This window comes from Streptomyces sp. NPDC012827 (genome assembly GCF_042900905.1).
Lineage (GTDB): Bacteria > Actinomycetota > Actinomycetes > Streptomycetales > Streptomycetaceae > Streptomyces > Streptomyces gulbargensis.
Window position 1 is genome coordinate 232,984 of the sequence record NZ_JBIBBY010000006.1, and the last position, 22,855, is coordinate 255,838.

Consider the following 22,855-nt stretch of genomic DNA (forward strand, 5'->3'; position numbering starts at 1 on the left):
GGGCGCGGCTCCACTTCATCCGGGACGGTATTCATTGTACGAGACTCTTCGTAGTTTGACAGTTGCCGTACTACGATGGGTATCGTACGAAGGTCATCGAGGCATCCCAGAAACGGAGTCCGTCATGAGCGCCGCCCTGTTCGAGCCCTACACCCTCCGGTCCCTCACCATTCCGAACCGGGTGTGGATGGCCCCCATGTGCCAGTACTCGGCCGAGGTGTCCGGACCGGACGCGGGCGTCGCCAACGACTGGCACTTCGCGCACTACGCCTCCCGGGCCACCGGCGGCACCGGGCTCATCCTGGTCGAGGCCACGGCCGTCGCGCCCGAGGGCCGGATCAGCCCGCACGACCTGGGCCTGTGGAACGACACGCAGACCGAGGGCCTGCGCCGGATCGCCGGCTTCCTCAAGCGGCACGGCACCGTGCCCGGCATTCAGCTCGGACACGCCGGCCGCAAGGGATCGACCGAGCGCCCGTGGGAGGGCCGCGGCCCCGTCGCGCCCGGCGGCCCCGGCTGGCAGCCCGTCGGCCCCAGCCCCGTCCCGTTCGCCGAGGGCCACCCGGCGCCGACCGAGCTGACCACCGAGGGCATCCAGGAGATCGTCGCCCGGTTCGCGGACGCCGCGCGGCGCGCCCTGGACGCCGGATTCGAGGTCGTGGAGGTGCACGGCGCCCACGGCTACCTGATCGGCGAGTTCCTCTCCCCGCACAGCAACCACCGCACGGACGCCTACGGCGGCTCCTTCGAGAACCGCACGCGCTTCGCGCTGGAGGTCGTCGACGCGGTGCGCGCGGTCTGGCCCGAGGACCTGCCCGTCTTCTTCCGCGTCTCGGCGACCGACTGGCTCGGCGAGGCGGGCTGGACCGCCGACGAGACCGTGCGCTTCGCACGGCTGCTGCGCGAGCACGGGGTGGACCTGCTCGACGTCTCCTCCGGCGGCAACGGCGGCCCCGCCGACATCCCCGTCGGGCCCGGCTACCAGGTGCCGTTCGCGGCCCGCGTGAAGGCGGAGACGGACATGCCGGTGGCCGCCGTCGGGCTCATCACCGAGAGCGAGCAGGCCGAGAAGATCCTCGCGAACGGGGAGGCCGACGCGGTCCTGCTCGGCCGGGAGCTGCTGCGTGACGCCTCCTGGCCGCGCCGCGCGGCCCGCGAACTCGGCGCCACGATCGGCGCCCCGGCCCCGTACGCCTGGGCGATCTGACCGGATACCCCCGGGGCGCGCCCGGCCCGCGGGCGCGAGTGTCGGCGGAGGTCGTTGTCGGTGGCCGGGTGCAGACTGGCCCGTATCCGCGACAACGGCGTCCTGGAGGTGGCAGCCATGCCCGACGTACTCCTCACCGTGGGAACCCGGAAGGGTCTCTTCATCGGCCGCAGGCACGCGGGCCGGTGGGAGTTCGACGACGATCCGTACTTTCCCGCGCAGGCGGTGTACTCGGTCGCCATCGACACCCGCCGGCCGGTCCCGCGCCTCCTGGCCGGCGGGGACAGCGCCCACTGGGGGCCCTCGGTCTTCCACTCCGACGACCTCGGCAGGACGTGGACGGAACCGGCCCGTCCGGCGGTGCGGTTCCCCGAGGACACCGGAACGTCCCTGGAGCGGGTCTGGCAGCTGCATCCCGCGCCCGCGCACTCCCCCGACGTCGTGTACGCGGGGACCGAGCCGGCCGCGCTGTTCCGCTCGGCGGACGGCGGCGAGACCTTCGAGCTGGTCCGGCCCCTGTGGGAGCATCCGACCCGTTCCCGGTGGGTGCCCGGCGGAGGCGGCGAGGCCGTGCACACCGTCGTCACGGACCGGCGTACGCCGGAGGCGCTGACGGTCGCGGTCTCGACCGCCGGCGTCTTCCGCTCCCTGAACGCAGGCGCCTCCTGGGATCCTTCGAACCGGGGCGTCTCCGCGGTCTTCCTGCCCGATCCGGACCCGGAGTTCGGGCAGTGCGTGCACAAGATCGCCCAGGACGCGGGGAACCCGGACCGGCTCTATCTCCAGAACCACTGGGGTGTGTTCCGCAGCGACGACGGCGGAGCCGCCTGGACCGACATCGGCGAGGGGCTGCCCTCGGACTTCGGCTTCGCCGTGGCCGCGCACCCGCACCGCCCCGACACCGCCTACGTCTTCCCCATCACCGCCGACTCCGACCGGGTCCCCGCCGGGCGCCGCTGCCGGGTCTACCGCACGGCGGACGCCGGGGCGACCTGGGAGCCGCTGACCCTGGGCCTGCCGGAGAGCGACCACTACGGAACGGTGCTGCGGGACGCGCTCTGCACGGACGACGCCGATCCGGCGGGCGTCTACTTCGGCAACCGGAACGGCGAGGTGTACGCGAGCGCCGACGACGGCGACAGCTGGCAGCTGCTCGCCGAACACCTCCCCGACGTGCTCTGCGTCAGAGCCGCGGTGGTGTGACCCGGCACCCGCCTCTCCGGCTCTCCGGTCCCCGGCGGGACCCGAGGGCCGGGCGGCCCGGGGCGACGCCGGTCAGGGCAGGCGCCAGTCCACCGGCTGAGCGCCCAGGCCGAGCAGCATCTCGTTGGCCCGGCTGAACGGACGTGAGCCGAAGAAGCCCCGGTCCGCCGACATCGGGGAGGGGTGCGCCGACTCGATCGCCGGCAGCCCGCCGAGGAGCGGACGGGCGTTGCGGGCGTCGCGCCCCCAGAGGATGGAGACCATCGGTTTGCCGCGGGCCGCGAGGGCCCGGATGGCCTGCTCGGTGACCTCCTCCCAGCCCTTGCCCCGGTGGGCGCCCGGCTTGCGGGGCGCCGTGGTGAGGGCTCTGTTGAGCAGGAGGACGCCCTGCCGGGTCCACGGGGTGAGATCGCCGTTCGACGGGCGGGGCAGGCCGAGATCGGTGTGCAGCTCCCGGAAGATGTTCTCCAGGCTGCCGGGCAGCGAGCGCACCTCGGGCGCGACGGAGAAGCTGAGCCCCATCGCCATCCCGGGCGTGGGATAGGGATCCTGACCCACGATCAGGACCCGTACCTCGTCGAAGGGCTGCTGGAAGGCCCGCAGCACGTTCTGCCCCGAGGGCAGGTACGTACGGCCGGCGGCGATCTCGGCCCGCAGGAAGTCGCCCATCGCGGCGATCCGTCCCGCCACGGGGCTCAGGGCCTCCGCCCAGCCGGGCTCCACCAGTTCGTTCAAGGGTCGCGCTGTCACGGTCCGTCACTCTACCGGCCTACAGTGACAACGGGTTCCGAACTGCCCGCCGCTCCCCCGCTCCCCTAGTCCGAGGACGGTGCACCGTGGTCTCCGTGGCTCCCGAGCTTCCCGAACTGCCCGAACTGCCGGAGGTGGTCGCGCCGGCTCCCACGGGGCCGGTGGACGAGCCCTCCGGAGGGCTCGTCGTCGGCGTCGACTCGGGGGGCTCCGGATTCCGTCTCGCCCTGGCCGAGGCCGGCACCGGAACCGTCCTGGAGCGCGCCGCCTCGCGGGAGCCGATCCGGACGGGCCCGGGCGGGATCTCCGCCGGGCACTTCCTCGAGCAGGTCCTCCCCGCCGTCGCCGCCCTGCGCGCCCGCACCGGGCGGCGGCCGGTCCTGGCGGTGGTCGTGGGCGCCGCCGGGATGGCGACCCTGGGCGACGAACTGCGGGCCGAGCTGCCGGGAGCGCTCGCCGCCGCCTGGGGCGCCCGCCGGCTCGCCCTCGCGGGCGACGCCGTCACCGCCTACGTGGGGGCGCTCGGCCGCAAGCCCGGCGCGGTCGTGGCGGGCGGCACGGGAATGATCGCGCTCGGCACGGACCTGAGGACCTGGCGCCGTGCGGACGGCTGGGGCCACCTCCTGGGGGACTGCGGAAGCGGTGCCTGGATCGGGCGGGCGGGACTGGAGGCGGCGCTGCGCGCCCACGACGGACGGCGCGGGGGATCGACGGCCCTGCTGGCCCGGGCGGAGCGGCTGTTCGGGCCGGCGCAGGGCCTGCCGGGCACGCTGTACCCGCGGACCGACCGGCCCGCGGTCCTGGCCTCCTTCGCGCCGGAGGTGGCGATCTGCGCGGCCGAGGACCCGGTGGCGGCGGCCGTCCTGGCGGAGGCGGCGCGGCACGTGGCCGAGGCGGCCGAGGCGGTGTGCCCGCCCGGGGCCGGTGCGGCCGTCGCCCTGACGGGCGGCCTGTTCAAGATCGGCGAACCCCTGCTCGTACCGCTGCGGGCCGAGCTCGCCCGGCGGCTGCCACTCGCCAGGACGGTCGCTCCGGCGGGTGATCCGCTGGACGGGGCGGTGGAGCTGGCCGCGGCGCTGGCGCGGGACGAACCGGGGCTCCCGGAGGACCCGTCACTGCTGCGACTTTTCGGCTGACCGAACGGTATCCGCCCAGGTGGGGGGCGGTGCACGCGCTTCGGACCGGACATATGGGGACGGAAGGCGCTCGACCGCACCTCACCCGACCCGGTGTCGTACGAAACCAGTAGCATGCGGCGCCATGAGCTCCCCCACTGGGCCTGCTTCCGGCCTGCCTGTACGAATGCCGCGCCCCCGTCAGTCCGGGCGGCACCGTCGCCCCGAACCCGCGGCGGCGCCCGAGGGCGCTCCCGCGCTGGTTCTCGCCGTTCCCGGCGTGCCGTCCGACGCCATACGCGCGCTGGCCGACGAGGTCGTCAGCATCGCGCGCTCCGAGCTGCCCGGCCTGGAGGCCGTGGTCGGCTTCCTCGAGGGTGACGACGTCGCCTACCCGGCGCTCGCGACCGTCCTGTCGGCGGCCGACCGGCTGCGCACCGAGCGGTACGAGATCGCGGTGGCGGCCGGCCGCGAGGTCAGCGCCCCCGAGGGCCCGGCCGCGGTGGTGGTGCCGCTGCTCGCCGGCCCCGACAGCGCCCTGATGCGCCAGGTGCGCCAGGCGGTCATGGACAGCGGCAACACCGCCGAGCTGACGGACGTCCTCGGCCCGCACCCGCTGCTCGCGGAGGCCCTGCACGTGCGGCTCTCGGAGGCCGGCCTGGCCCGCGCCGACCGCGCCCGCCTCTTCACGGTCGCCACGGCGGCCGACGGCATCATCCTGGCCACGGTCGGTGGCGAGGAGGCGGTGCAGGCGGCGGGGATCACGGGCATGCTGCTCGCCGCCCGCCTCGCGGTGCCGGTGATGGCCGCCGCGCTCGACCAGGAGGGGTCCATCGCCTCCGTGGCCGAGCAGCTGCGCGGCGCCGGTTCGGCGCAGCTGGCCCTCGCCCCGTACCTGATCGGCCCGGAGCTGGCCGAGGGTCTGCTCGACGAGGCGTCGAAGGAGGCGGGCTGCGCGGCGGCCGAGGCCCTGGGGGCGTACCCGGCCATCGGCAAGCTGGTGCTGTCCCAGTACTCGGCGGTGCTCGGTCTGCCGCAGCAGCCGCAGGGCGCCCCGTCGCTCTGACGGACGGCGTCCGCCGCTCCTGGCGCGCGAAGGGCCCGCACCGGACTTCTCCGGTGCGGGCCCTGCCGCGTTCGGCGGGTCAGCCGAGGACGACGCAGGACGCCGCCGGGGCCTCGACCGCCCCCGCCCGGACCGGGATCCCGGTGGCGGGGTCGAGGTCGAACCAGGTGACGTCCCCCGAGCGTTCGTTGGCCGCGTAGAGCCGCGTCCCCGTGGGGTCGAGGGTGAGGTCGCGGGGCCAGGAACCGCCGCACGGCACGGACGTGACGAGCGTGGCCCCCGCGCCGTCGGCGTCGAGGGCGAGCACGGCGAGGGTGTCGTCGCCGCGCACGGCGGCCCACAGGTGGCGGCCGTCCGGTGCCACCACGACCTCGGAGGGGTAGCACGGGCCCGTGGGGGTGCCGTCGGGGACGACCCGGGTCTCGCCGAGCGGCGTGAGCACGCCCGCCGCTGCGTCCCAGCGGCAGACGGTGACGGTCGGTTCCAGCTCGTTCAGTACGTAGGCGTGGCCGCCGGACGGGTGGAAGGCGAGGTGACGCGGACCTGTGCCGGGGCGCAGCGCGGTCTCCCCGTGGAGGGTCAGCGCGCCGGTCGCGGGGTCGAGCGCGCAGATCCGTACGGAGTCGGTCCCGAGGTCCACGCTCACCACCCACCGCCCTCCGGGCGCGGGCAGCACCTGGTGGGCGTGCGGTCCGGCCTGACGCCCGGCGTGGGGCCCGCCGCCGTCGTGCCGCAGTACGCCGGTGACGGACCGGGGGCCGCCGTCCGCCGCCAGGGGCACGACGCTCACGCTGCCGGAACCGTAGTTGGCGGTCAGGACGTGGCCCGCGTGGTGGGCGAGGTGGGTGGGGCTGTCACCGTCGACCGGGACGGGTTCACCCAGGAGCCGTGGCACGGGGCCGGTGACGTCGAAGGCGGCGACGGCGCCGTGCGCCGTCTCCGAGACGGCGTGGAGGACGGGCCCCGCGAGGGCGAGAAAGGAGGGGTCGGCGACGGCGTCGGTGGCCCCCGTGACGGTCAACGCGCCGGTCGCCGCGTCCACGTCGGCGGCGATCACCCCCCGTCCGCCGGCGGACGTGAACGACCCGATGTACGCCCGCGTGGCGGGCCGGCCCCCGGGGCGCGGGCTCTCCCCACCGGCCCGGGTCTCCGCCCCTCCACCCCACGCCTGGTCCATGCCGGTCCTCCTCTGTCCTGGTGCCGCGCTCCGGCGTCGTCCGCCCGGTCGGTCCGGACGGCCGTGATCGTCGGGCCGACGGTAGCAGGCGGTCTAGACCAAAGGGGCGGGTTCGGGCGACCCGGCGCCGCCGGGGAGGGGTGGAGGGGGGTGCGGCCGCCGGACGCCCTGCAGGGACGGAGGTGCGGGCCGGCCGCTGCGGACCGGCGGGCGGGTGGGCACCCTGCCGGGACGGAGGTGCGGGCGCGCCTCGGCGCCGCGACGGGGCCCGGGCGGGTGGCCACCAGGGGGGCGTACCGGTACGCGCGGCGGGGTTGCTGTCGGGCGCCCTGCCGACGCGGCGACGCCTACGCCGCCCGTCGCGCCGCAGCGGAGTCCGGGCAGGCGGCGCCCACCAGAGGTGGGCCTACGCGCGGCCGCGGCCGTCAGGCGCCTCCCGCGCGGAGTCGCGGCCGCGCCTCCGCGCCCGATGGCCCGCAGTCGGCGACCGGAGCGCGCACCGGTACGGGCCCGGCGGGGACCAGCGGGCGCCCGACGGCCCGCGCACGGCGCCACCGAAGGCGTGCCGGTGCGCGCTCGGCGCGGGGACGGGCCCGGCGGTCGGGGGCGGCTGCCCGGGAGATCCCCGGCGGGTGTCCCGGCCCGTGGGGGTCAGGAGCGGAGGATGAAGGAGCCCGGGGGTGTGCGGAGGGGCTCGTGGAGGGCGACGAGGAGCTTCTCCAGGCCGCTGACGTGGCCGAGCGCGGCCTGGCCGGCGGCCGGGGGCGCCGGTGCGGCGGTGGCCGAGGGCTCCGGTTCCGCGGCGGGGCCGGCGGCGGGGCCGGTCAGGCGCTCCACGGCCGCCTCCACGCGCCAGCACGCGGCGGCGAGCCGTTCGTCGTGTCCGGCGGCCGGGTCGGCCGCTACCGCGACGAGTCCTCGTACCTCCTCGGCGCACTCGTCCAGGAGGGCGAGGACCCGGCGGGCCCGTTCCTTGCGGCCACGGAAGGGGCTCAGGGGGTGGACCAGCGGGGCGAGGGAGAGCCGTACGCGGCCGAGGAGCAGTTCCAGTTCGGCGGCGTGCGGAGCCGGGTCGGCGTCGGGGTCGCCGGCGAGCCGCCGCAGCGAGACGGAGGTGGCGGCGCGGACGCCCCGCAGGGACCGCTGGATCCAGGCGTCGTTGATGGCATGGGTGCTGACGGGCAGGATGAGCAGCACGGCGAGCGCCGCGCAGAGGGCGCCGACGGCGGTCTCCTCCAGCCGCAGGAGCAGCAGCGCCGGGTCGAGGACGCCGAGGAGCCCGTACAGCAGACCGGCCATGAGGGTGACGGCGAGCATCATCCAGCTGTAGGAGACGGGCGCGGTGTAGAAGATCCCGAAGACGCAGACGGCCACCAGGGCGGCGGTGGGGGCCACCGCCCCGTCGAGCGGGATGGCGACGACCATGCCGACCGCGATCCCGATGACGGTGCCGAGCACGCGGCGGAACCCGCGGACGAGCGTCTCGCCCCGGGACACCGTGTTCACGAAGATCCACCACGTGGTGCCGACGGCCCAGTACCAGCGGTCGGCCGAGAGCAGCTGGCCGATCGCGAGGGCGACGGCGCAGGCCACGGCGGCCTGGACGGCCTGCCGGGTGGTCACGCGGGCGAGGCCGGTGCCGGGGAGCGGCGCGGGCGCGGGCGGCGGCGGCGTACGGCGCTCCAGCGGCCACAGGACGAACCGCACGGCACCGGCGGCGGCGAGTGACAGGGCCGCGGCGGCGTAGAGCTCGGGCAGCTGGCCCGGCACGGCGTGCAGGAACTGTGTCGTGAAGAAGTGCATGAACGCGAAGATCCCCAGCGCGTGGCCGCGCGGGCCCCAGCGCCGGGCGTAGACGCCGCAGAAGACGACGAGGAGGAAGGCGGCGTCCCGGAGCAGGGTCAGGTCGTGCAGCGCGGTGGCCAGGGCGAGGACGGGGAAGCCGGCCACCGGCAGGAGGAGCGTGGTGACGGCCTGGGCGCGGACGGTGGAGTCGGTGACCGTGAACAGCGCGAGCAGGGCCGCCAGTCCCCCGGTGATGGAGGCGGACAGCGAGAGCCCCGCCAGCTCGGTGAGTGCCACGGCCAGCGCGATGCCGAGAACGGCACGCGACGCGTTCCTCAGTCGGGCGAGCCCCGGATCCGGAGCCACGAACATCCTCTTCACGGCGGTCTGCCGCCCCCTCGTGTGTTGCCGTTCGCCCTCCCGCGCGGACTCCCGGGGTGGGGGGAGCGCGCGGGCACGACGAAGGCGCCGCGCTCCGGACCGGCCTCGTCGCCGCCCCGGCGCCGCGCGGCGCCGAAAGTACCTGGATACGCCAAGGAAACCATCCCGGTGACCCATGGCTCAACACAACGGCGTTCGGCTGGGCCAATGGACCAGTCGAGTCCGGGCACATCGGACCATCAGCCGTCCAACGGCTCAGCCGCCTCCCCCCCCCGGTAAGGGAAGGCCGCCGCGCGGCACGCGGGGCACGGCGGAGTCGACTCGTGCCGACGGCACCCCGCCCACCCCGCCGTCCCTTCGGCCCGGGCCCGCTCCACCACCCGGGCGCTCGCGGCTCCGCGACGCCCCCACGGGGCCGCCCGGTCCGAGGGGAACGGGACGTGTCCGGAACCTTGCCAGGCTCCTCCGCCCGCCCCTACCCTCCGACAGCAGAAAGCGCTTTCCCCCTTGCGAGGACTGGCCGGCCGGTCCTGCGCATCGGCATCCCGTGCCCCCCTTGGGGGCTCCACCGAACGGGATCACGACGACACGAATGGGGAAGACCAGCATGCGACGACCAGCCGCACGACGACTCCAGGCGACCCTGGCCACGATGACCTTCGCGGCCGCGGCCGGCGTGGCCCTGGCCATGCCCGAGGCCTCGGCCGCCGCGACGGGCGCGGCCACCGGCTACGCCTCCCAGAACGGCGGCACCACCGGTGGCGCGGGCGGACAGACGGTCCGGGCCACGACCGGCACCGCCATCCACGCGGCCCTCTGCAACCGGGCGAGCAGCAGCACCCCGATCGTCATCGAGGTCGAGGGCACGATCCACCACGGCAACACCGGCAAGGTCTCCGGCACCAGCTGCAACACCGCCGACGGCGTGATCGAACTCAAGCAGATCAGCAACGTGACGCTCGTCGGGGTGGGCAGCGGAGCCGTCTTCGACCAGCTCGGTATCCACATCCGAGAATCACGCAACATCATCATCCAGAACGTGACCGTCCGGAACGTGAAGAAGTCGGGCTCCCCCGTCTCCAACGGCGGCGACGCGATCGGCATGGAGAGCAACGTCCGCAACGTCTGGGTCGACCACGTCACCCTGGAGGCCTCGGGCGGCGAGTCCGAGGGCTACGACGGCCTCTTCGACATGAAGGACAACACGCAGTACGTGACGCTGTCCTACAGCGTCCTGCGCAATTCGGGGCGCGGCGGCCTCGTCGGCTCCAGCGAGACCGAGCTCTCCAACGGCTTCATCACCTACCACCACAACCGCTACGAGAACATCGACTCCCGGGCCCCCTTGCTGCGCGGCGGCATCGCCCACATGTACAGCAACCACTACCTGCGGCTGAACGAGTCCGGCATCAACGCGCGCGCCGGAGCGCGCGCCAAGGTGGAGAACAACTACTTCGAGGACTCGAAGGACGTCCTCGGCACGTTCTACACCGACGCCACCGGCTACTGGCAGGTCGCCGGCAACACCTTCGACAACGTCACCTGGTCCGCCCCCGGCACCGACTACACGCCGGCCGGACCGGACCCGCGCTCCACCACCACGGTCACCGTCCCGTACGCGTACAGGCCGGACCCGGCCGCCTGCGCCCCGGACGTCGTGGCCCGGACGGCCGGCGCGCAGACGGGTCTCAAGGTGTCGGACGGCTCCTGCACCCCGCAGACGCCGGCCCCCACCCCGACGACGGCGCCCCCGACGCCCACGCCCACCGCCACGGGGCCGACGGCGACGCCCACCCCGACGCCGACGGCGACGTCGGGCCCGGGCGGCACCAACCTCAGCATCGGAGCCGGCTCCGACGGATCCAGCAAGGCCGACGGCACCAGCTACGGGAACGTGCGGGACGGCAACCTGAGCACGTACTGGTCGCCGGTCGGGACGACCGGCCACATCTCCGTCAAGTGGGGCGCCCCCACCACCGTCTCGGCGCTCACCCTCCGCGAGGCCGCCGGTTCGGTGGGCACCATCGGCTCCTGGCGGGTGCTCAACGGCGACACGGGGGCCGTCCTGAAGACCGGTACCGGGGCCGGCGCCCTCACCGTCCCCCGCACCACCCTGAGCAAGATCACCTTCGAGATCACGGGGGCCTCGGGGGTCCCGAAGGTGGCCGAGTTCGAGACGTACGCCGGATAGGAGGCCGGCCCGGCGCCCCACGCCGCTCGGGGGCCGCCGGGCCGTTCGCCGGGCCCGCTTCTCGGCTGCCGGGTCCGTGGCCCGGGCCACCCGGCGGAATCGGGCCATTGGTACAGTCGAACTCTCTTCGGGCAGGCCAGAGGGAGGGTGACGGACCATGGCGGTGGACGAACTGGACACCCGGATCCTGCGGCTCCTCATCGAGCAGCCGCGGACGAGCGTCCGGGAGTACGCACGGATCCTCGGGGTCGCGCGCGGCACCGTGCAGGCGAGGATCGACCGCCTGGAGCGGGACGGGGTGATCACCTCCACCGGGCCGGTCCTCTCCCCCGCCGCGCTCGGCCATCCGGTGCTCGCCTTCGTGCACGTCGAGGTCACGCAGGGCCATCTCGACGAGGTGGGCGACGCCCTCGCGGCCGTACCGGAGATCGTGGAGGCCTTCTCGATCACCGGCGGCGGCGATCTGCTGACGCGGGTGGTCGCCCGGGACGCCGGGCACCTGGAGGACGTGATCCAGCGGCTGATCCAGCTGCCGGGCGTCGTCCGCACCCGTACCGAGATCGCGCTGCGCGAGCGCGTGCCGCACCGGCTGCTGCCTCTCGTGGAAGCGGTGGGACGGCGTACGCGGCCCGCCCCGGACCGTCCCGCGCGTCCCTGACCTCGCGACTCCCTCCCCCTGCCCGTCGCCGGTCCCCTCCCGCGCGCGGGGCTACTCCGCTTCGTCGCTTCCTCCCAGACCGATGGCAGATGCGACGAGATGTGGCGGCGCGGATTGCAGATGGGAGCCGGGGCGGCCTAGCGTGGCGCGCATGCAGTCCTACACCATCGGTCAGGCGGCGCGGCTCCTGGGCGTGAGCCCCGACACCGCGCGCCGCTGGGCCGACGCCGGCCGGGTGGCGACCCATCGCGACGAGAACGGCCGGCGCCTCATCGACGGCCGCGACCTGGCCGCCTTCTCCGTCGAAGTCGCGCAGAGCGCCGACCGGGGCGACGAGGAGGAGCCGTACACCTCCACCCGCAACGCGTTCCCCGGGATCATCACCGGCGTCAAGCTCGGTGACATCGCCGCACAGGTCGAGATCCAGGCCGGTCCCCACCGGCTCGTCTCGCTCCTCACCCGGGAGGCGGTCGAGGAGCTGGGGCTGGAGGTCGGCATGCGCGCGACCGCCCGCGTGAAGTCGACCAGCGTGCACATCGACCGGGCGTGACCCGCCCGGCCGGTGCCGCGGCCCGCCGCCCGGCCGCCCCGGGGACGCCCGCGCCCGGCCGCCGTCGCCCTCCCGCACCCTCCAGGAACGAACGATGAGACGCCCGCACCCGCGCCGTACGGCCGCACCCCGCGCCGCCGGCCCCCGTACCCCTCTCGCGCTCGCCGTGCCCGCCCTGCTCGCCGTCGCCCTGCTGGTGTTGCCGCTGGTGGGCGTGCTCGTCCGGACCGAGTGGGGCTCGCTCGGCGCGCACCTGACCGGGCCGGGCACGGTCGAGGCCCTCCGGCTCTCCCTCGTCGTGTCCTTCTGGGCGCTCGCGCTGTCGCTGGTCCTGGGGGTGCCGCTGGCCTGGCTGCTCGCCCGGGTACCGTTCCGCGGCAAGGCGTTCGTCCGCTCCCTGGTCCTGCTGCCGATGGTGCTCCCTCCCACGGTGGGCGGGGTGGCGCTGCTGCTGGCCTTCGGGCGGCGCGGGATCCTGGGCCCCTGGCTGGAGGAGACCTTCGGCGTCACGCTGCCCTTCCACACCTCGGGCGCGGTCCTCGCGGCCACCTTCGTCGCGATGCCGTTCCTGGTCATCAGCCTGGAGGGCGCGCTCGGCGGGCTGCGCCCCCGGTACGAGGAGACGGCGGCGTCCCTGGGCGCCTCGCCGCTCCGGGTCTTCCTCACCGTCACCCTGCCGATGGTCGCCCCGGGGCTGCTCGCCGGGGCGGCGCTCACGTGGGCGCGGGCACTCGGCGAGTTCGGCGCGACGATCACCTTCGCCGGCAATCTTCCGGGCACCACGCAGACGCTGCCGCTCCAGGTGTATCTGCTGCTCCAGGAGGAACCGGAGGCGGCGACCTCCGTCTCCCTGCTGCTGCTGGTGATCGCCATGGCCGTGCTCGTCGCGCTGCGGGGGCGGTGGACCGGATCGCCGGCGCCGCGCCGTACCTCCCCTCCCTCGGCACCGGACGGGACCGGGGCGCAGACGCAGGAAGCGGGAACGGGAGCGGGAGAGGCGGGCGCCGGGGCCGCTCCGGACGGCGGGCGCTGGTCCCTGCACGCCGAGCTCCACGGTTTCACCGAGCTGACCCTCGACGCCGCACCCGGCACCACGATCGCGGTCGTCGGCCCGAACGGCGCCGGCAAGACCACCCTGCTCCGCGCGCTCCTCGGCCTCACCCCCCGGGCCCGTGCCGCGCTGCGCCTCGGCGACGACGACGTGACGGCGCTGCCGCCGCACCGGCGGCAGGTGGCGTGGGTGCCGCAGGACGGGGCACTGTTCCCGCACCTGTCGTCCCTCGCCAACACCGCGTACGGCCTCCGGGCGCGCGGGGTGTCCCGGTCCGAGGCGCGGCGCGAGGCGCAGCGCTGGCTCGACCGGCTCGGTGTGGGGCAGCTCGCCCACCGGCGTCCTGGCCAGTTGTCCGGCGGGCAGGCCCAGCGGGTCGCCCTGGCCCGGGCGCTGGCGGTCCGGCCCCGGCTGCTGCTGCTCGACGAGCCGCTCGCCGCGCTCGACCAGACGACCCGGGCGCATGTGCGGCACACCCTGCGCACGCATCTCGCCGGGTTCGGCGGGGTGTGTCTGATCGTCACGCACGACCCGGTGGAGGCGGTCTCGCTGGCCGACCGGGTGCTCGTCCTCCAGGACGGCCACACCCTCCAGGACGACTCCCCCGCCGAGGTCTCCCGTCATCCGCGTTCGCCGTGGGTGGCACGGATGCTGGGCCGCAACGCCTGGCCGGTCGCCTCGGGCGCGGGGGGTCTCACGGTGGACGGTGGCGGCGTGCTCGTCGCGGCCGAGCCGCCGCCGGCCGGGACGCGGGCCCTGGCGATCATCGCGCCCGAGGCGGTGGCCCTGCACCGGGACAAGCCCGGCGGCAGCCCCCGCAACGTCTGGCCCGGCACCGTACGCGAGATCACCGCGAGCGGCAGCCGGCTGCGGGTGCTCGTGACCTCGGACCGGGTGCCGCCGCTCGTCGCCGAGATCACCCCGCAGGCGGCGGCCGAACTGGGCCTGGCGGACGGCGTTCCGGTCTGGGCCGGTGTGAAGGCGACGGAGGTGACGGTCGTCCCGCTGTGACGGCGAGGACGGCGCCGGTGCGCGGAGCCGAGCACTACGGTCCGAACGGCCCGGGGCGGCCCTTGCCCCGGGCCGGGGTCTCTCCCCCTGTGGTGGTCACCGGTGCGCCGCGCTCGGCAACTCCGGGCATGCCGGGCCTCGGCGGGGCACGGGCGCGCATGCCGCGAAGCCGCGCCGGCGCGACGCGGTCCCCCTTCATCCCCGCACCCAAAATTCGCGGGCGGTGGCACGGACGCTGTGGCAGGGTACGGGCGGCCTGTCCCCCGTGATCCGGAGCGTCCCATGGCGGTACCCGCGCGACTCGTGCCCCTCCTCGACCAGTTCGACTTCGCCCGGCGGCGGCTGCTGGACCGGATGACCGGTCCGGTCATGGACAGCGGCAACGGGACGGACGTACCCGTGGGTGCGATGACCGATGCCGAGTACTTCTGGGAGCCGGCCCCGGGCTGCTGGTCGGTGCGGCGGCACGCCGACGGGCCGGGGGCGCGGGCGGAGCTGCTGACGGGGGCGGGCCCGTGGGGGCGGGACGCGACGCCGCCGCCGCATCCGGTGCCGCCGCCGTTCACGACGATCGCGTGGCGCCTGAGCCACCTCACCGAACTCCTCGCGCTGCGCGCCGACCACACGGCGGGCGGGCGCACCATGACCCGCGAGGACTTCCGGGTGAGCGGGGACGCGGCCTCGGCCGTCGCCGACTTCGACCGGGCCGCCGGTGCCTGGCGCGCGGCGCTCGTGGCCGCCGACGACGCGGCCCTCGACACGATCGGCCACAGCGCCTACCCGTACGGCAGCGACCCGGAGGAGCCGTTCCTCGACGTCGTCTGGTGGGTGAACCAGGAACTCCTGCACCACGGGGCCGAGATCGCCCTGCTGCGCGACCTGTACCGGCTGTCGCACACCGCGCCCTGACGCGCCTCAGACCGTGCCGGAGCCGGCCTCGGTGGTACGGGCGAGGAGCATCGCCACGTCGTCCTGCGCGGGCGCCGACAGGACCCGCGCCAGGACCTCGTCGCAGAGCGTCTCCAGGGGGCTGGAGAGGAACGGCCGCAGGGCGCGGGCCAGTTCGTCCATGCCCTGGTCGAGGTCGCGGTGGCGGGCCTCGATGAGTCCGTCCGTGTAGAGCACGAGAAGACCGCCCGGGGGCAGGGCGACCTCCTCGGTGGCGAAGTCGTGGCCGCCGGTGCCCAGGGGCGTGCCGGGCGGCCCTTCGAGGAAGGTGATGGCGCCGTCGGGAGTGGCGACGGCGGGCGGCGGGTGCCCGGCGCGGGCGATCGTCCAGGTGCCGGCGGCCGGGTCGTGGACCGCGTAGACACAGGTGGCCATCGTGTCCTCGCCGAGGTCGGAGACGACGGCGTCGAGGGAGCTGAGCATCCGGGCGGGCGCGATGTCGTGGCGGGCCAGGGTCCGTACAGCGGTGCGGAGTTGACCCATGACGGCGGCGGCGTGGATGCCGTGGCCCATGACGTCGCCGATGACGAGTCCGGTGCGGCCGCCGGGCAGGGCGATGGCGTCGAACCAGTCCCCGCCGACGTCGTGGGCGCTGGCCGGCAGGTAGCGGCCGGTGAGTTCGAGTCCGGTGACGTCGGGGAGGGCGCTGTTGGTCAGGCTGCGCTGGAGGGTGAGGGCGGCCTCGCGCTGGGTGGTGTAGAGGCGGGCGTTGTCGATGTTGAGGGCGGCGCGGGCGACGACCTCGTCGATGAGGACGCCGTCCTCCTCGTCGAAGGGTTCCCGGGTGCGCAGCCGGGTCACGGTGACCGCGCCGAGGACCGTGCCGCGGGCGACGAGGGGGACGAGCCGGGCCGAACCGATGCGGGTGGCGAGGTAGGAGCGCAGGGCCTCGGCCCGGGGGTCGGTGAAGAGGGCCGGGATGTCGGAGGTACGGAGCCGGGTGGGCCTGCCGCGGGCGACGACCTCCTCGTACACGGAGCCCGGCGGCAGCTGGAAGGTCTGCCCGGCGGCGAGCAGGGCCGTGGGCGCGGCGGGGTCGGGGAAGCGGGCGGCGAGGCGGCGCAGGAGACCGCGGGTGGACTCGGCGGGGTCGTCCGGGGCCAGGACCGAGGTGAGGATCTGGACGTCGGCCGAGTCGGCGAGCTGCGGTACGAGGAAGTCGACGACCTCCTCGGCGGTCTGGCGCAGGTCCAGGGTGGTGCCGATCCGGGCGCCGGCCTCGGCGAGCAGGGCGAAGCGGTGCCGGGCCCGCTCGACCTCGATGTGGGCCTCCTGGCTCTCGGTGATGTCCACGAGGGAGGCGATGAGGCCGAGGTGTTGTCCGGTGCGGTCGAGCAGGGGCGCGTAGGAGCAGGACCAGATGTGGTCGCGGCCGGGGTCGGCGGGGGTACGGCCGACCCGGCGGGCGTCCACGACGGCCGTGCCGCTCTCCATGACCTGGCGCATCAGGGATTCGAGGGCGACGGCGTTGACGCCGGGGACGACCTCGGTGAGGCGCCGGCCGAGGTGTTCGGCGGCGGAGACGCCGTTCATCAGGGCGAGCGCGTCGTTGACGCGGAGGAACCGCAGGTCGGGGCCGAGCAGGGCGAGGCCGATGGGCGACTGGGTGAAGAGGCTCTCCATCGCCGCGAGGTTGTCCCGCATCCGCAGGACCTCGGAGGTCTCGACGGCGATCAGCATGGCGCCGGGCCGGCCCCGGGGGTCGGCCGCCGGGACGATCCACATCTCCATGGCGACGTTGTGGCCGTCGCGGTGGCGCACCGGCAGGGTGCCGACCATCGTCTCGCCCGCCTGGACGCGGCGGGTCAGCCGGTCGGCGAGTTCGCGGTTGGCGTCGGGGACGAGGAGCGGGGTGGCGAGGCGCCCGAGCACGTGCTCGGGCCGGTGGCCGAGGAGGTCCTGGGCGGCGAGCGACCACTCGACGATGCGGCCTTCGGCGTCCTCGCGCCAGAGCGCGATGGGAAGCAGTTCCCGGAGCACACCGGCGTCCCCGACGGCCGCCCGGGGCGGCTGCGGAACCCTGTTCGGAAACTGATGAGTGCCCACCGCATCGACCTACGCATCGGTCTGGCCCCCGGGGGGCGATCCCTACCGCCTCACCCTAGCCGAGGACGTCCGGCCGGGCGCTGCGCGGCAGGGCCGAACGGTGGCCCGCCGTCGCGGCGGCACGCCGCGAACCCTCGCCCGTCATGGCCCCTGGGCGGGCAGGGCTGAGGGGCGTCACCCCGAGCGGGTTCCGGGGCGGGCGGCCGGGCTGCTCGCGGGCGTCCGGCCCGATGCCTCCGACCGGGCCGGGCCCTCGGCCGCCCCCGGGGCCCGGAAGGTGACGGCGGAGGCCGGCACGGTGACCTCCGCGTCCGAGCCCAGGGCGTACGCCGCGACCCGCGAGGCGACGGCTGCCGGGACCGCCTCGCAGACGCCGGGCACGGCCGGGACGTCCTGGGTGGCGTGGGCGTCGTACGGCACGACGACACGGTGGCCGAGATCCAGGGCCGTACGGGCCGTCGCCTGCACGCACATCTCCGACATCACGCCGCACACGGCGACCGCGCACACGCCCAGGCCGGACAGCAGGCCGCCGAGCGGCGTCTCCTCGAAGCCGTCGTCGTACGTCTTGCGGACGACCGTCTCGCGGGGACCGGGCAGAACGGGGTGATGGAGTTCCCAGCCGGGGGTGTGCGGCTCGTCCTCCGCGCCGGGCGGTCCGTCGTTCTGGAGGTGGACGACGAGCGCGCCGGCCGCCCGCGCCCGCGCGATCAGGTCGCCCGTACGGTCCACCAGACGGCGGGAGTCGGGCACGGCGCCGGGCCCGGTGACGAAGGCGGACTGCACATCCACGACGAGCAGGGCGTCCACCGGTGGCAGGGAAGAGACCATCCGCCCATCATCACCGGCCGCCCCCCGGCCTGGCCACGGAATAAACGCCCGGCCCCCAGGAGGGGCCGGGTCTGGGGGGGCTCTCGTCGAGCAGGCCCCCCCGGCAGCCCGTCACCCCGGCCGGCCCAGGCCGCGGACCGACGACGACCTGAAGGCGTGCGTACGGGTCCTCGCCGAGGTCCACCGGGCCGATGGGCATCCGGCGGACCGGCCCGCGCGGCCCGGCGCCTGGCCGGCCTCTCCACGAGCGGCTGGCCCGGCGCCGGCCGGCCACGGTCGGCCGGCGCCGGGGACCCTCACGGGAGGTGTCCGTCCACGGTTACGCGGCGCCGCTCCCCTCGGAGCCGCCGCCCTCGGGAAGCGCGGTCAGCCGCTTGTAGAAGTGGACGTCCTCCGCACCGCCGGGGATGCCGAGGGTGCGGCCGGTCTCGACGTATCCGTGGCGCCGGTAGAAGTCGGGGGCCTGGAAGGTGAACGAGGAGACGGTCGCCCGGTCGCAGCCGCGCCGCCGGGCCTCCTCCTCGGCGGCGCGCAGGAGCCGGCTCCCCCAGCCGTCGCGGCGGCTGTCCTCGCGGATCCACAGCATCTCGATGCCGAGCAGCCCGCCCCACGTCCAGGCGGTCAGACCGCCGATCACCTCGCCGGACTCGTCGACGGCCTTCACCGACAGCTCGCCCTGGTCCTCGGGCGTGGTGCCGGTCGCCGGGAAGTTGAAGGCGTCGAGACCCTTGTCGAGGACCGCCTGGAGCGCGGGGTCACCGTGACCGACGGACAGACGCGGGTCGTCATGATCATGCTTCATGCGGCCCGATTCTGGCACAGCCGTTCGGGCGCCGGCGGACGCCCGGCGGCGCCGGGTACAGGGGCCCGTCGCCCGTGGCCTAGGTCGTGTCTTTTGGATCAGGCCGGATCAGGGAGCGGCGTCTGGCGCCGTGCATCGCAAGGCGGAGGAGGGAGTCCATGCGGAGCATCGGCGACCGACGACAACGCTGGGGGCACCTCCCGTGCCCGAAGGGCCACGGGGGAGAGGCGCGGTGCCAGACGCCGCGAGCCCGGCAAGATCCGAAAGACACGGCCTAAGGCACCACCTCGTCACACCGTCCGGGGTCGACCGGCCCGGGAGGCCGGGAGGGCACCACGGGGTCGAGTGCCCCGTAGGGGGTGAAGGGGCGGGGGCGCAGCAGTTCGTCGAGCGCGGTCAGCCGGATGAGCCGGAGCAGCCAGGGCTGGTCGCACACCAGCCACCAGCGGACTCCGGCCGCCCGTGCCCGTCCCGCGCCGTGGGCGAGGAGGCCGAGCCCCGTCGCGTCGCAGAAGGCGAGCCGGCGGACGTCGACGGTCAGGGCGTCCGACTCGCGGACGAGGGCGTCGAACTCGGGGCGCAGGCGGCGGACCTGCACGAGGTCGAGTTCACCGAGGAGCGCCGCGACGGTGTGACCGTCGGACGAGCGGACGAGGAGGTGCGGGTCGTGACGGGGGATCAGCTGCATCGGACGCTCCACAGGGTGGGGCCAGGTGTCACGACGAGCGTGGCGGCCCTGTCCAGGAGAGGCACGTTTCGCCTGGTCCACTGTCACCTGAATCGGTGAATGTACCGCTCCGGCTCGCTCGCCCGTTCGCCTCGGGCTCCTTCCCTCCCGCCCCACCGGCCGCAGCCGTCCCGTCCCCGGCCTCGGCGGTCACGTCCCGCCGAACGGTGCGGGCCGGCGCGGGAGCGCGGCGGCCGGCACCGTCAGGGGCGGATCTCCTTCGCCTCGAAACGGCCCTCTCCCAGGACCAGCACGAACGAGACCTGCTGCCCTTCCGAAAGGGCCTGGTCCCCGCCTTCCACGTCCTCGGCCCGGAAGTAGACCGGGTCCTCGGAGCCCACGGCGAGGACGAACCCGTAGCCGGCGTGACGGTTGAAGGACTGAACGAATCCGGTGACCCTGTTTTCCACGACGCCTCCTCGGCTCCCGGCGCGTACGCGCCTTCCGAGGGATCCCTACCCCGTGGCGGCGGATCCGTCTGTCCGCCCCCCGGGCGAGGCGCGCGTACTCCGGGCCGGGCGGGGGCGGGCCCGCGCCGCCCGCGCCCGGAGGCGGCGGTGGGGTACCGGGAGCGGCCCGGCGCCCCGCCGCCGGTGCGGGAAGGTCACCCCGCGAAGCGGGCCATCCACGCCTCGACCTCGTCGGCGGTGCGCGGCAGCCCCGCCGAGAGGTTCTCGTGTCCGTCGGCGGTGACCAGCAGGTCGTCCTCGATCCGTACGCCGATGCCGCGCCATTCCGCCGGCACGGTGAGGTCGTCCGGCTGGAAGTACAGGCCGGGCTCGACGGTGAGCACCATGCCCGGCTCCAGGACGCCGTCGACGTACTGCTCCGTCCGGGCGGTGGCGCAGTCGTGCACGTCGAGGCCGAGCATGTGCCCGGTGCCGGCCATGGTGAACCGGCGCTGGAGGCCGAGGGCGAACGCGCGGTCCACGGGTCCCTCGATGAAGCCCCACTCGACCAGGCGCGCGGTGAGGCTGCGCTGGGCCGCCTCGTGGAAGGCGCGGTAGGGGGCGCCCGGCTCGACGGCGGCCATGCCGGCCTCCTGGGCCTCGTACACCGCCTCGTAGATCCGCCGCTGGAGCGGGGTGAACGTGCCGGAGACCGGCAGGGTGCGGGTGACGTCGGCGGTGTAGAGCGTGCGGGTCTCCACGCCGGCGTCGAGCAGCAGGAGGTCGCCGGGGCGGACGGGGCCGTCGTTGTCGGTCCAGTGCATGATCGTGGCGTGCTCACCGGCGGCGCAGATGGAGCCGTAGCCGACGGAGTTCCCCTCCAGGCGGGCGCGGCGGAAGAAGGTGCCCTCGATCCACCGCTCGGAGGTGGCGACCGCCCGGGACAGCTCCCCCACCACGTCGGTGAAGCCGCGCACGGTGGAGTCGCAGGCCTTGCGGAGCTCGCCGATCTCCCAGTCGTCCTTGACGAGCCGGAGCTCGCCGAGCGCGGTCTCCAGTTCGGCGTCCCGCTCCTCGTCGGTGGTGACGGCCGCCTCCAGGGCCGGGTCGTGCCCGCGGACGATCCGGGTCGGCGCGCCGGATCCGGCGGCCAGGTCCCGGGCGGCCGTCCGGACGTCGCGGCAGGGCAGGCCGAGGACGCGCTCGGACTCGGCGAGGGAGCGGCGGCGGCCCGTCCACAGCTCGGCGTGGTAGCCGGTCCAGAACTCGTCGTCGTCCCGGCTGTCGCGCGGGAGCTGGTAGCAGTAGGCGTCGTGACCGCCGTCGGCGCGCGGTTCGAGGACGAGGGCGCCGTCCCGGGCCTGGTCGCCGGTCATGTGCACGTACCCGGAGTAGGGGCGGAAGGGGTACGGATCGTCGTTCGAGCGCGTCTTGAGGTTGCCGGACGGGATGACGAGGCGCTCGCCCGGGAAGCGCGCGGAGAGCGCGGCGCGGCGCCGGGCCGCGTACGGGGCCTGCTCGTCCGGCTCCAGGTCGTGCCGTTCGGTGTCGGCCCATCCCGTGCGCATGAGCGCGGACAGTTCCTCGGAGATGTCGTGGTAGAGCCCGTTCTTGCGGCGCTTGGCCATGAGGTGCTCCTTTCGTCCCGGTCGGTGACCGGGCGTGCGTCCGTGCGTGCGGGGCCGGTGACCGCCGACCCGCCGTGGCGGTCGCGGTGGCGGTGCCGGGCTGTCGTGAGGCCCGCCTCCCCCGGTGCCGGTGGCGGTGCGTGTCCGAGCCGGGACGGTACCGGCGGGCGGGCCGCTCAGGGGCGCGGCGGTGCCAGTGGCACGGATCGGCCACCGGACCCGTCCCCCGCCCGCTCCCGGCGCGCCGGCCGCCGTCGATAATGCGGCCATGACTCCTGCCTCCCCGGGCCCCGTGCCCCTGCCCCGGGCGGCCGCCACGCCCTCACCGGCAGCGGCCGCAGCGCACAGCCGGCTCGCCGACGCCCTGCGGCTGCTGGGGGTCGGCGAGGCCGCGAGCCGGGTGTATCCGGCCCTGCTGGAGCGGGCGCCCGCGCCGCTCGACGCGGTCGGCGAGGCGGCCGGGCTGAGCGGCGCGGCACTCGCCGCGGCGTACGGCGAGCTGGTCGACGCCGGTCTGGCGAGTGCCGGCACGGGATCGTCGGACGTCGTGGCGCCGGTGCCGCCCGCCGCGGGCCTGGAGATCCTCGGCCGGCACCGGGCGGCCGAGCTGGACGAATCGCGCATCACCGTCGGGGGTGCCTTCGAGTCCTTCCGGCGGCAGCGCCTGGCCTCGTACAACGACCATCTGGTGGAGGTCGTGACCGGGGACGCGGTGGGTCCCCGGATGCGGCAGGCGTGGGCCAGTGCCCGGGAGCAGATCCGGCAGCTCGACTCACCGCCCTACTTCCCCCTGCCCGGCGCGACGGAGGACGCCCTGGCCACGCTGGCGCGCGGGGTGACGCAGCGGGTCGTGTACTCGCGCGCCTCGCTGGAGCACCCGGGAAACCTGACGACGAGCATCGAGCCCTGCATCGAGGCCGGTGAACAGGCGCGGGTGCTGCCCTCGGTCCCGGTCAAGCTGGTGATCATCGACGAGGCGTACGCGCTGGTGTCGCTATCCATCCGGGAGGCCGATGTGCACAACACGATGCTGGTGGTGCAGCCGTGCGGCCTGCTCTCCGCCCTCGTGGCCCTCTTCGAGCAGACCTGGAACAACGCTCTGCCCTTCCACGGCGGTTCCGCCCCGCGCCCGGGCGGACCGCCGCCCGCCGACCGGCGCCTCCTGGGGCTCCTCGCGGCCGGCGCGCCCGACGAGGTCATCGCCCGCGAGCTCGGCGTCAGCCGCCGCACCCTCTTCCGTCGCGTCCAGGTCCTGATGGCCCGGCTGGGGGCGACCAGCCGTTTCCAGATGGCCCTTCAGGCGCAGCGCGCGGGCTGGCTCTGACCGGGCCCCCATGCC

General features: G+C 75.3%; 19 protein-coding genes. 10 read left to right on the plus strand and 9 right to left on the minus strand.

What is annotated here, in order from left to right; all coding sequences use genetic code 11:
• The first annotated feature begins 124 nt into the window (after positions 1–124).
• Positions 125–1,207 (plus strand): NADH:flavin oxidoreductase/NADH oxidase, encoded by a 1,083-nt coding sequence (locus ACFY60_RS15750; RefSeq protein ID WP_388614238.1) that lies wholly within the window; start codon positions 125–127, stop codon positions 1,205–1,207.
• Between the two features lie 60 nt (positions 1,208–1,267).
• Positions 1,268–2,410 carry a WD40/YVTN/BNR-like repeat-containing protein gene (locus tag ACFY60_RS15755; RefSeq protein WP_388614240.1) on the plus strand — a complete coding sequence of 381 codons (1,143 nt, stop codon included), beginning with the start codon at positions 1,268–1,270 and terminating at the stop codon, positions 2,408–2,410.
• A 72-nt stretch (positions 2,411–2,482) separates the two neighbouring features.
• Here ACFY60_RS15755 and ACFY60_RS15760 read toward each other — a convergent pair whose 3' ends face one another.
• Entirely contained in the window at positions 2,483–3,160 is a 678-nt protein-coding gene (locus ACFY60_RS15760) for a uracil-DNA glycosylase (RefSeq protein ID WP_386335762.1), read from the minus strand.
• Positions 3,161–3,294: 134 nt separating this feature from the next.
• Here ACFY60_RS15760 and ACFY60_RS15765 point away from each other — a divergent pair, with 134 nt between their 5' ends.
• Together ACFY60_RS15765 and ACFY60_RS15770 are read left to right on the plus strand one after the other, a co-directional pair.
• Positions 3,295–4,296, plus strand: a complete 1,002-nt coding sequence (locus ACFY60_RS15765; RefSeq protein WP_388614716.1) for an N-acetylglucosamine kinase — start codon at positions 3,295–3,297, stop codon at positions 4,294–4,296.
• 124 nt (positions 4,297–4,420) lie between these two features.
• Positions 4,421–5,341, plus strand: coding sequence for a sirohydrochlorin chelatase (locus tag ACFY60_RS15770; protein WP_388614243.1), 921 nt, complete (start codon positions 4,421–4,423; stop codon positions 5,339–5,341).
• Positions 5,342–5,420: 79 nt separating this feature from the next.
• Here ACFY60_RS15770 and ACFY60_RS15775 read toward each other — a convergent pair whose 3' ends face one another.
• Together ACFY60_RS15775 and ACFY60_RS15780 are read right to left on the minus strand one after the other, a co-directional pair.
• Entirely contained in the window at positions 5,421–6,518 is a 1,098-nt protein-coding gene (locus tag ACFY60_RS15775) for a lactonase family protein (RefSeq protein WP_388614246.1), read from the minus strand.
• A 651-nt stretch (positions 6,519–7,169) separates the two neighbouring features.
• Entirely contained in the window at positions 7,170–8,675 is a 1,506-nt protein-coding gene (locus ACFY60_RS15780) for an FUSC family protein (protein WP_388614719.1), read from the minus strand.
• A gap of 616 nt (positions 8,676–9,291) precedes the next feature.
• Between ACFY60_RS15780 and ACFY60_RS15785 the strand changes: the two genes are divergently transcribed.
• The 5 genes from ACFY60_RS15785 to ACFY60_RS15805 all read left to right on the plus strand — a co-directional run bounded on the left by ACFY60_RS15785 (position 9,292) and on the right by ACFY60_RS15805 (position 15,054).
• Entirely contained in the window at positions 9,292–10,875 is a 1,584-nt protein-coding gene (locus ACFY60_RS15785) for a polysaccharide lyase family 1 protein (RefSeq protein WP_388614248.1), read from the plus strand.
• 157 nt (positions 10,876–11,032) lie between these two features.
• Positions 11,033–11,533 (plus strand): Lrp/AsnC family transcriptional regulator, encoded by a 501-nt coding sequence (locus ACFY60_RS15790; protein ID WP_386335766.1) that lies wholly within the window; start codon positions 11,033–11,035, stop codon positions 11,531–11,533.
• Positions 11,534–11,684: 151 nt separating this feature from the next.
• A complete protein-coding gene (locus ACFY60_RS15795; RefSeq protein WP_388614251.1) occupies positions 11,685–12,083 on the plus strand; it encodes a molybdopterin-binding protein in 399 nt (132 codons plus the stop codon).
• A gap of 94 nt (positions 12,084–12,177) precedes the next feature.
• Complete coding sequence (locus ACFY60_RS15800) at positions 12,178–14,145, plus strand: ABC transporter permease (RefSeq protein WP_388614254.1); 1,968 nt, start codon at positions 12,178–12,180, stop codon at positions 14,143–14,145.
• Between the two features lie 282 nt (positions 14,146–14,427).
• Complete coding sequence (locus tag ACFY60_RS15805) at positions 14,428–15,054, plus strand: DinB family protein (RefSeq protein ID WP_388614257.1); 627 nt, start codon at positions 14,428–14,430, stop codon at positions 15,052–15,054.
• Between the two features lie 6 nt (positions 15,055–15,060).
• Here the strand turns inward: ACFY60_RS15805 and ACFY60_RS15810 are convergent, their stop codons facing one another.
• The 6 genes from ACFY60_RS15810 to ACFY60_RS15835 form a co-directional block, all read right to left on the minus strand.
• Positions 15,061–17,073 (minus strand): SpoIIE family protein phosphatase, encoded by a 2,013-nt coding sequence (locus ACFY60_RS15810; protein WP_388614260.1) that lies wholly within the window; start codon positions 17,071–17,073, stop codon positions 15,061–15,063.
• 240 nt (positions 17,074–17,313) lie between these two features.
• Positions 17,314–17,970, minus strand: a complete 657-nt coding sequence (locus ACFY60_RS15815) for an isochorismatase family protein (RefSeq protein ID WP_388614262.1) — start codon at positions 17,968–17,970, stop codon at positions 17,314–17,316.
• 319 nt (positions 17,971–18,289) lie between these two features.
• Entirely contained in the window at positions 18,290–18,772 is a 483-nt protein-coding gene (locus tag ACFY60_RS15820) for a GNAT family N-acetyltransferase (RefSeq protein ID WP_388614265.1), read from the minus strand.
• Between the two features lie 274 nt (positions 18,773–19,046).
• Complete coding sequence (locus ACFY60_RS15825) at positions 19,047–19,460, minus strand: STAS domain-containing protein (protein WP_388614268.1); 414 nt, start codon at positions 19,458–19,460, stop codon at positions 19,047–19,049.
• Positions 19,461–19,702: 242 nt separating this feature from the next.
• Complete coding sequence (locus ACFY60_RS15830) at positions 19,703–19,909, minus strand: cold-shock protein (RefSeq protein WP_388614271.1); 207 nt, start codon at positions 19,907–19,909, stop codon at positions 19,703–19,705.
• Positions 19,910–20,103: 194 nt separating this feature from the next.
• On the minus strand, positions 20,104–21,516 hold the full coding sequence (locus tag ACFY60_RS15835) for an aminopeptidase P family protein (RefSeq protein ID WP_388614274.1): 1,413 nt from the start codon (positions 21,514–21,516) through the stop codon (positions 20,104–20,106).
• A gap of 268 nt (positions 21,517–21,784) precedes the next feature.
• On the opposite strand from ACFY60_RS15835, the gene ACFY60_RS15840 reads away from it, so the two are divergent.
• The gene (locus ACFY60_RS15840) at positions 21,785–22,840 is read left to right on the plus strand and encodes a LuxR family transcriptional regulator (RefSeq protein WP_388614277.1); all 1,056 of its coding nucleotides are present in this window, start codon (positions 21,785–21,787) and stop codon (positions 22,838–22,840) included.
• The last annotated feature ends 15 nt before the right edge of the window (positions 22,841–22,855 follow it).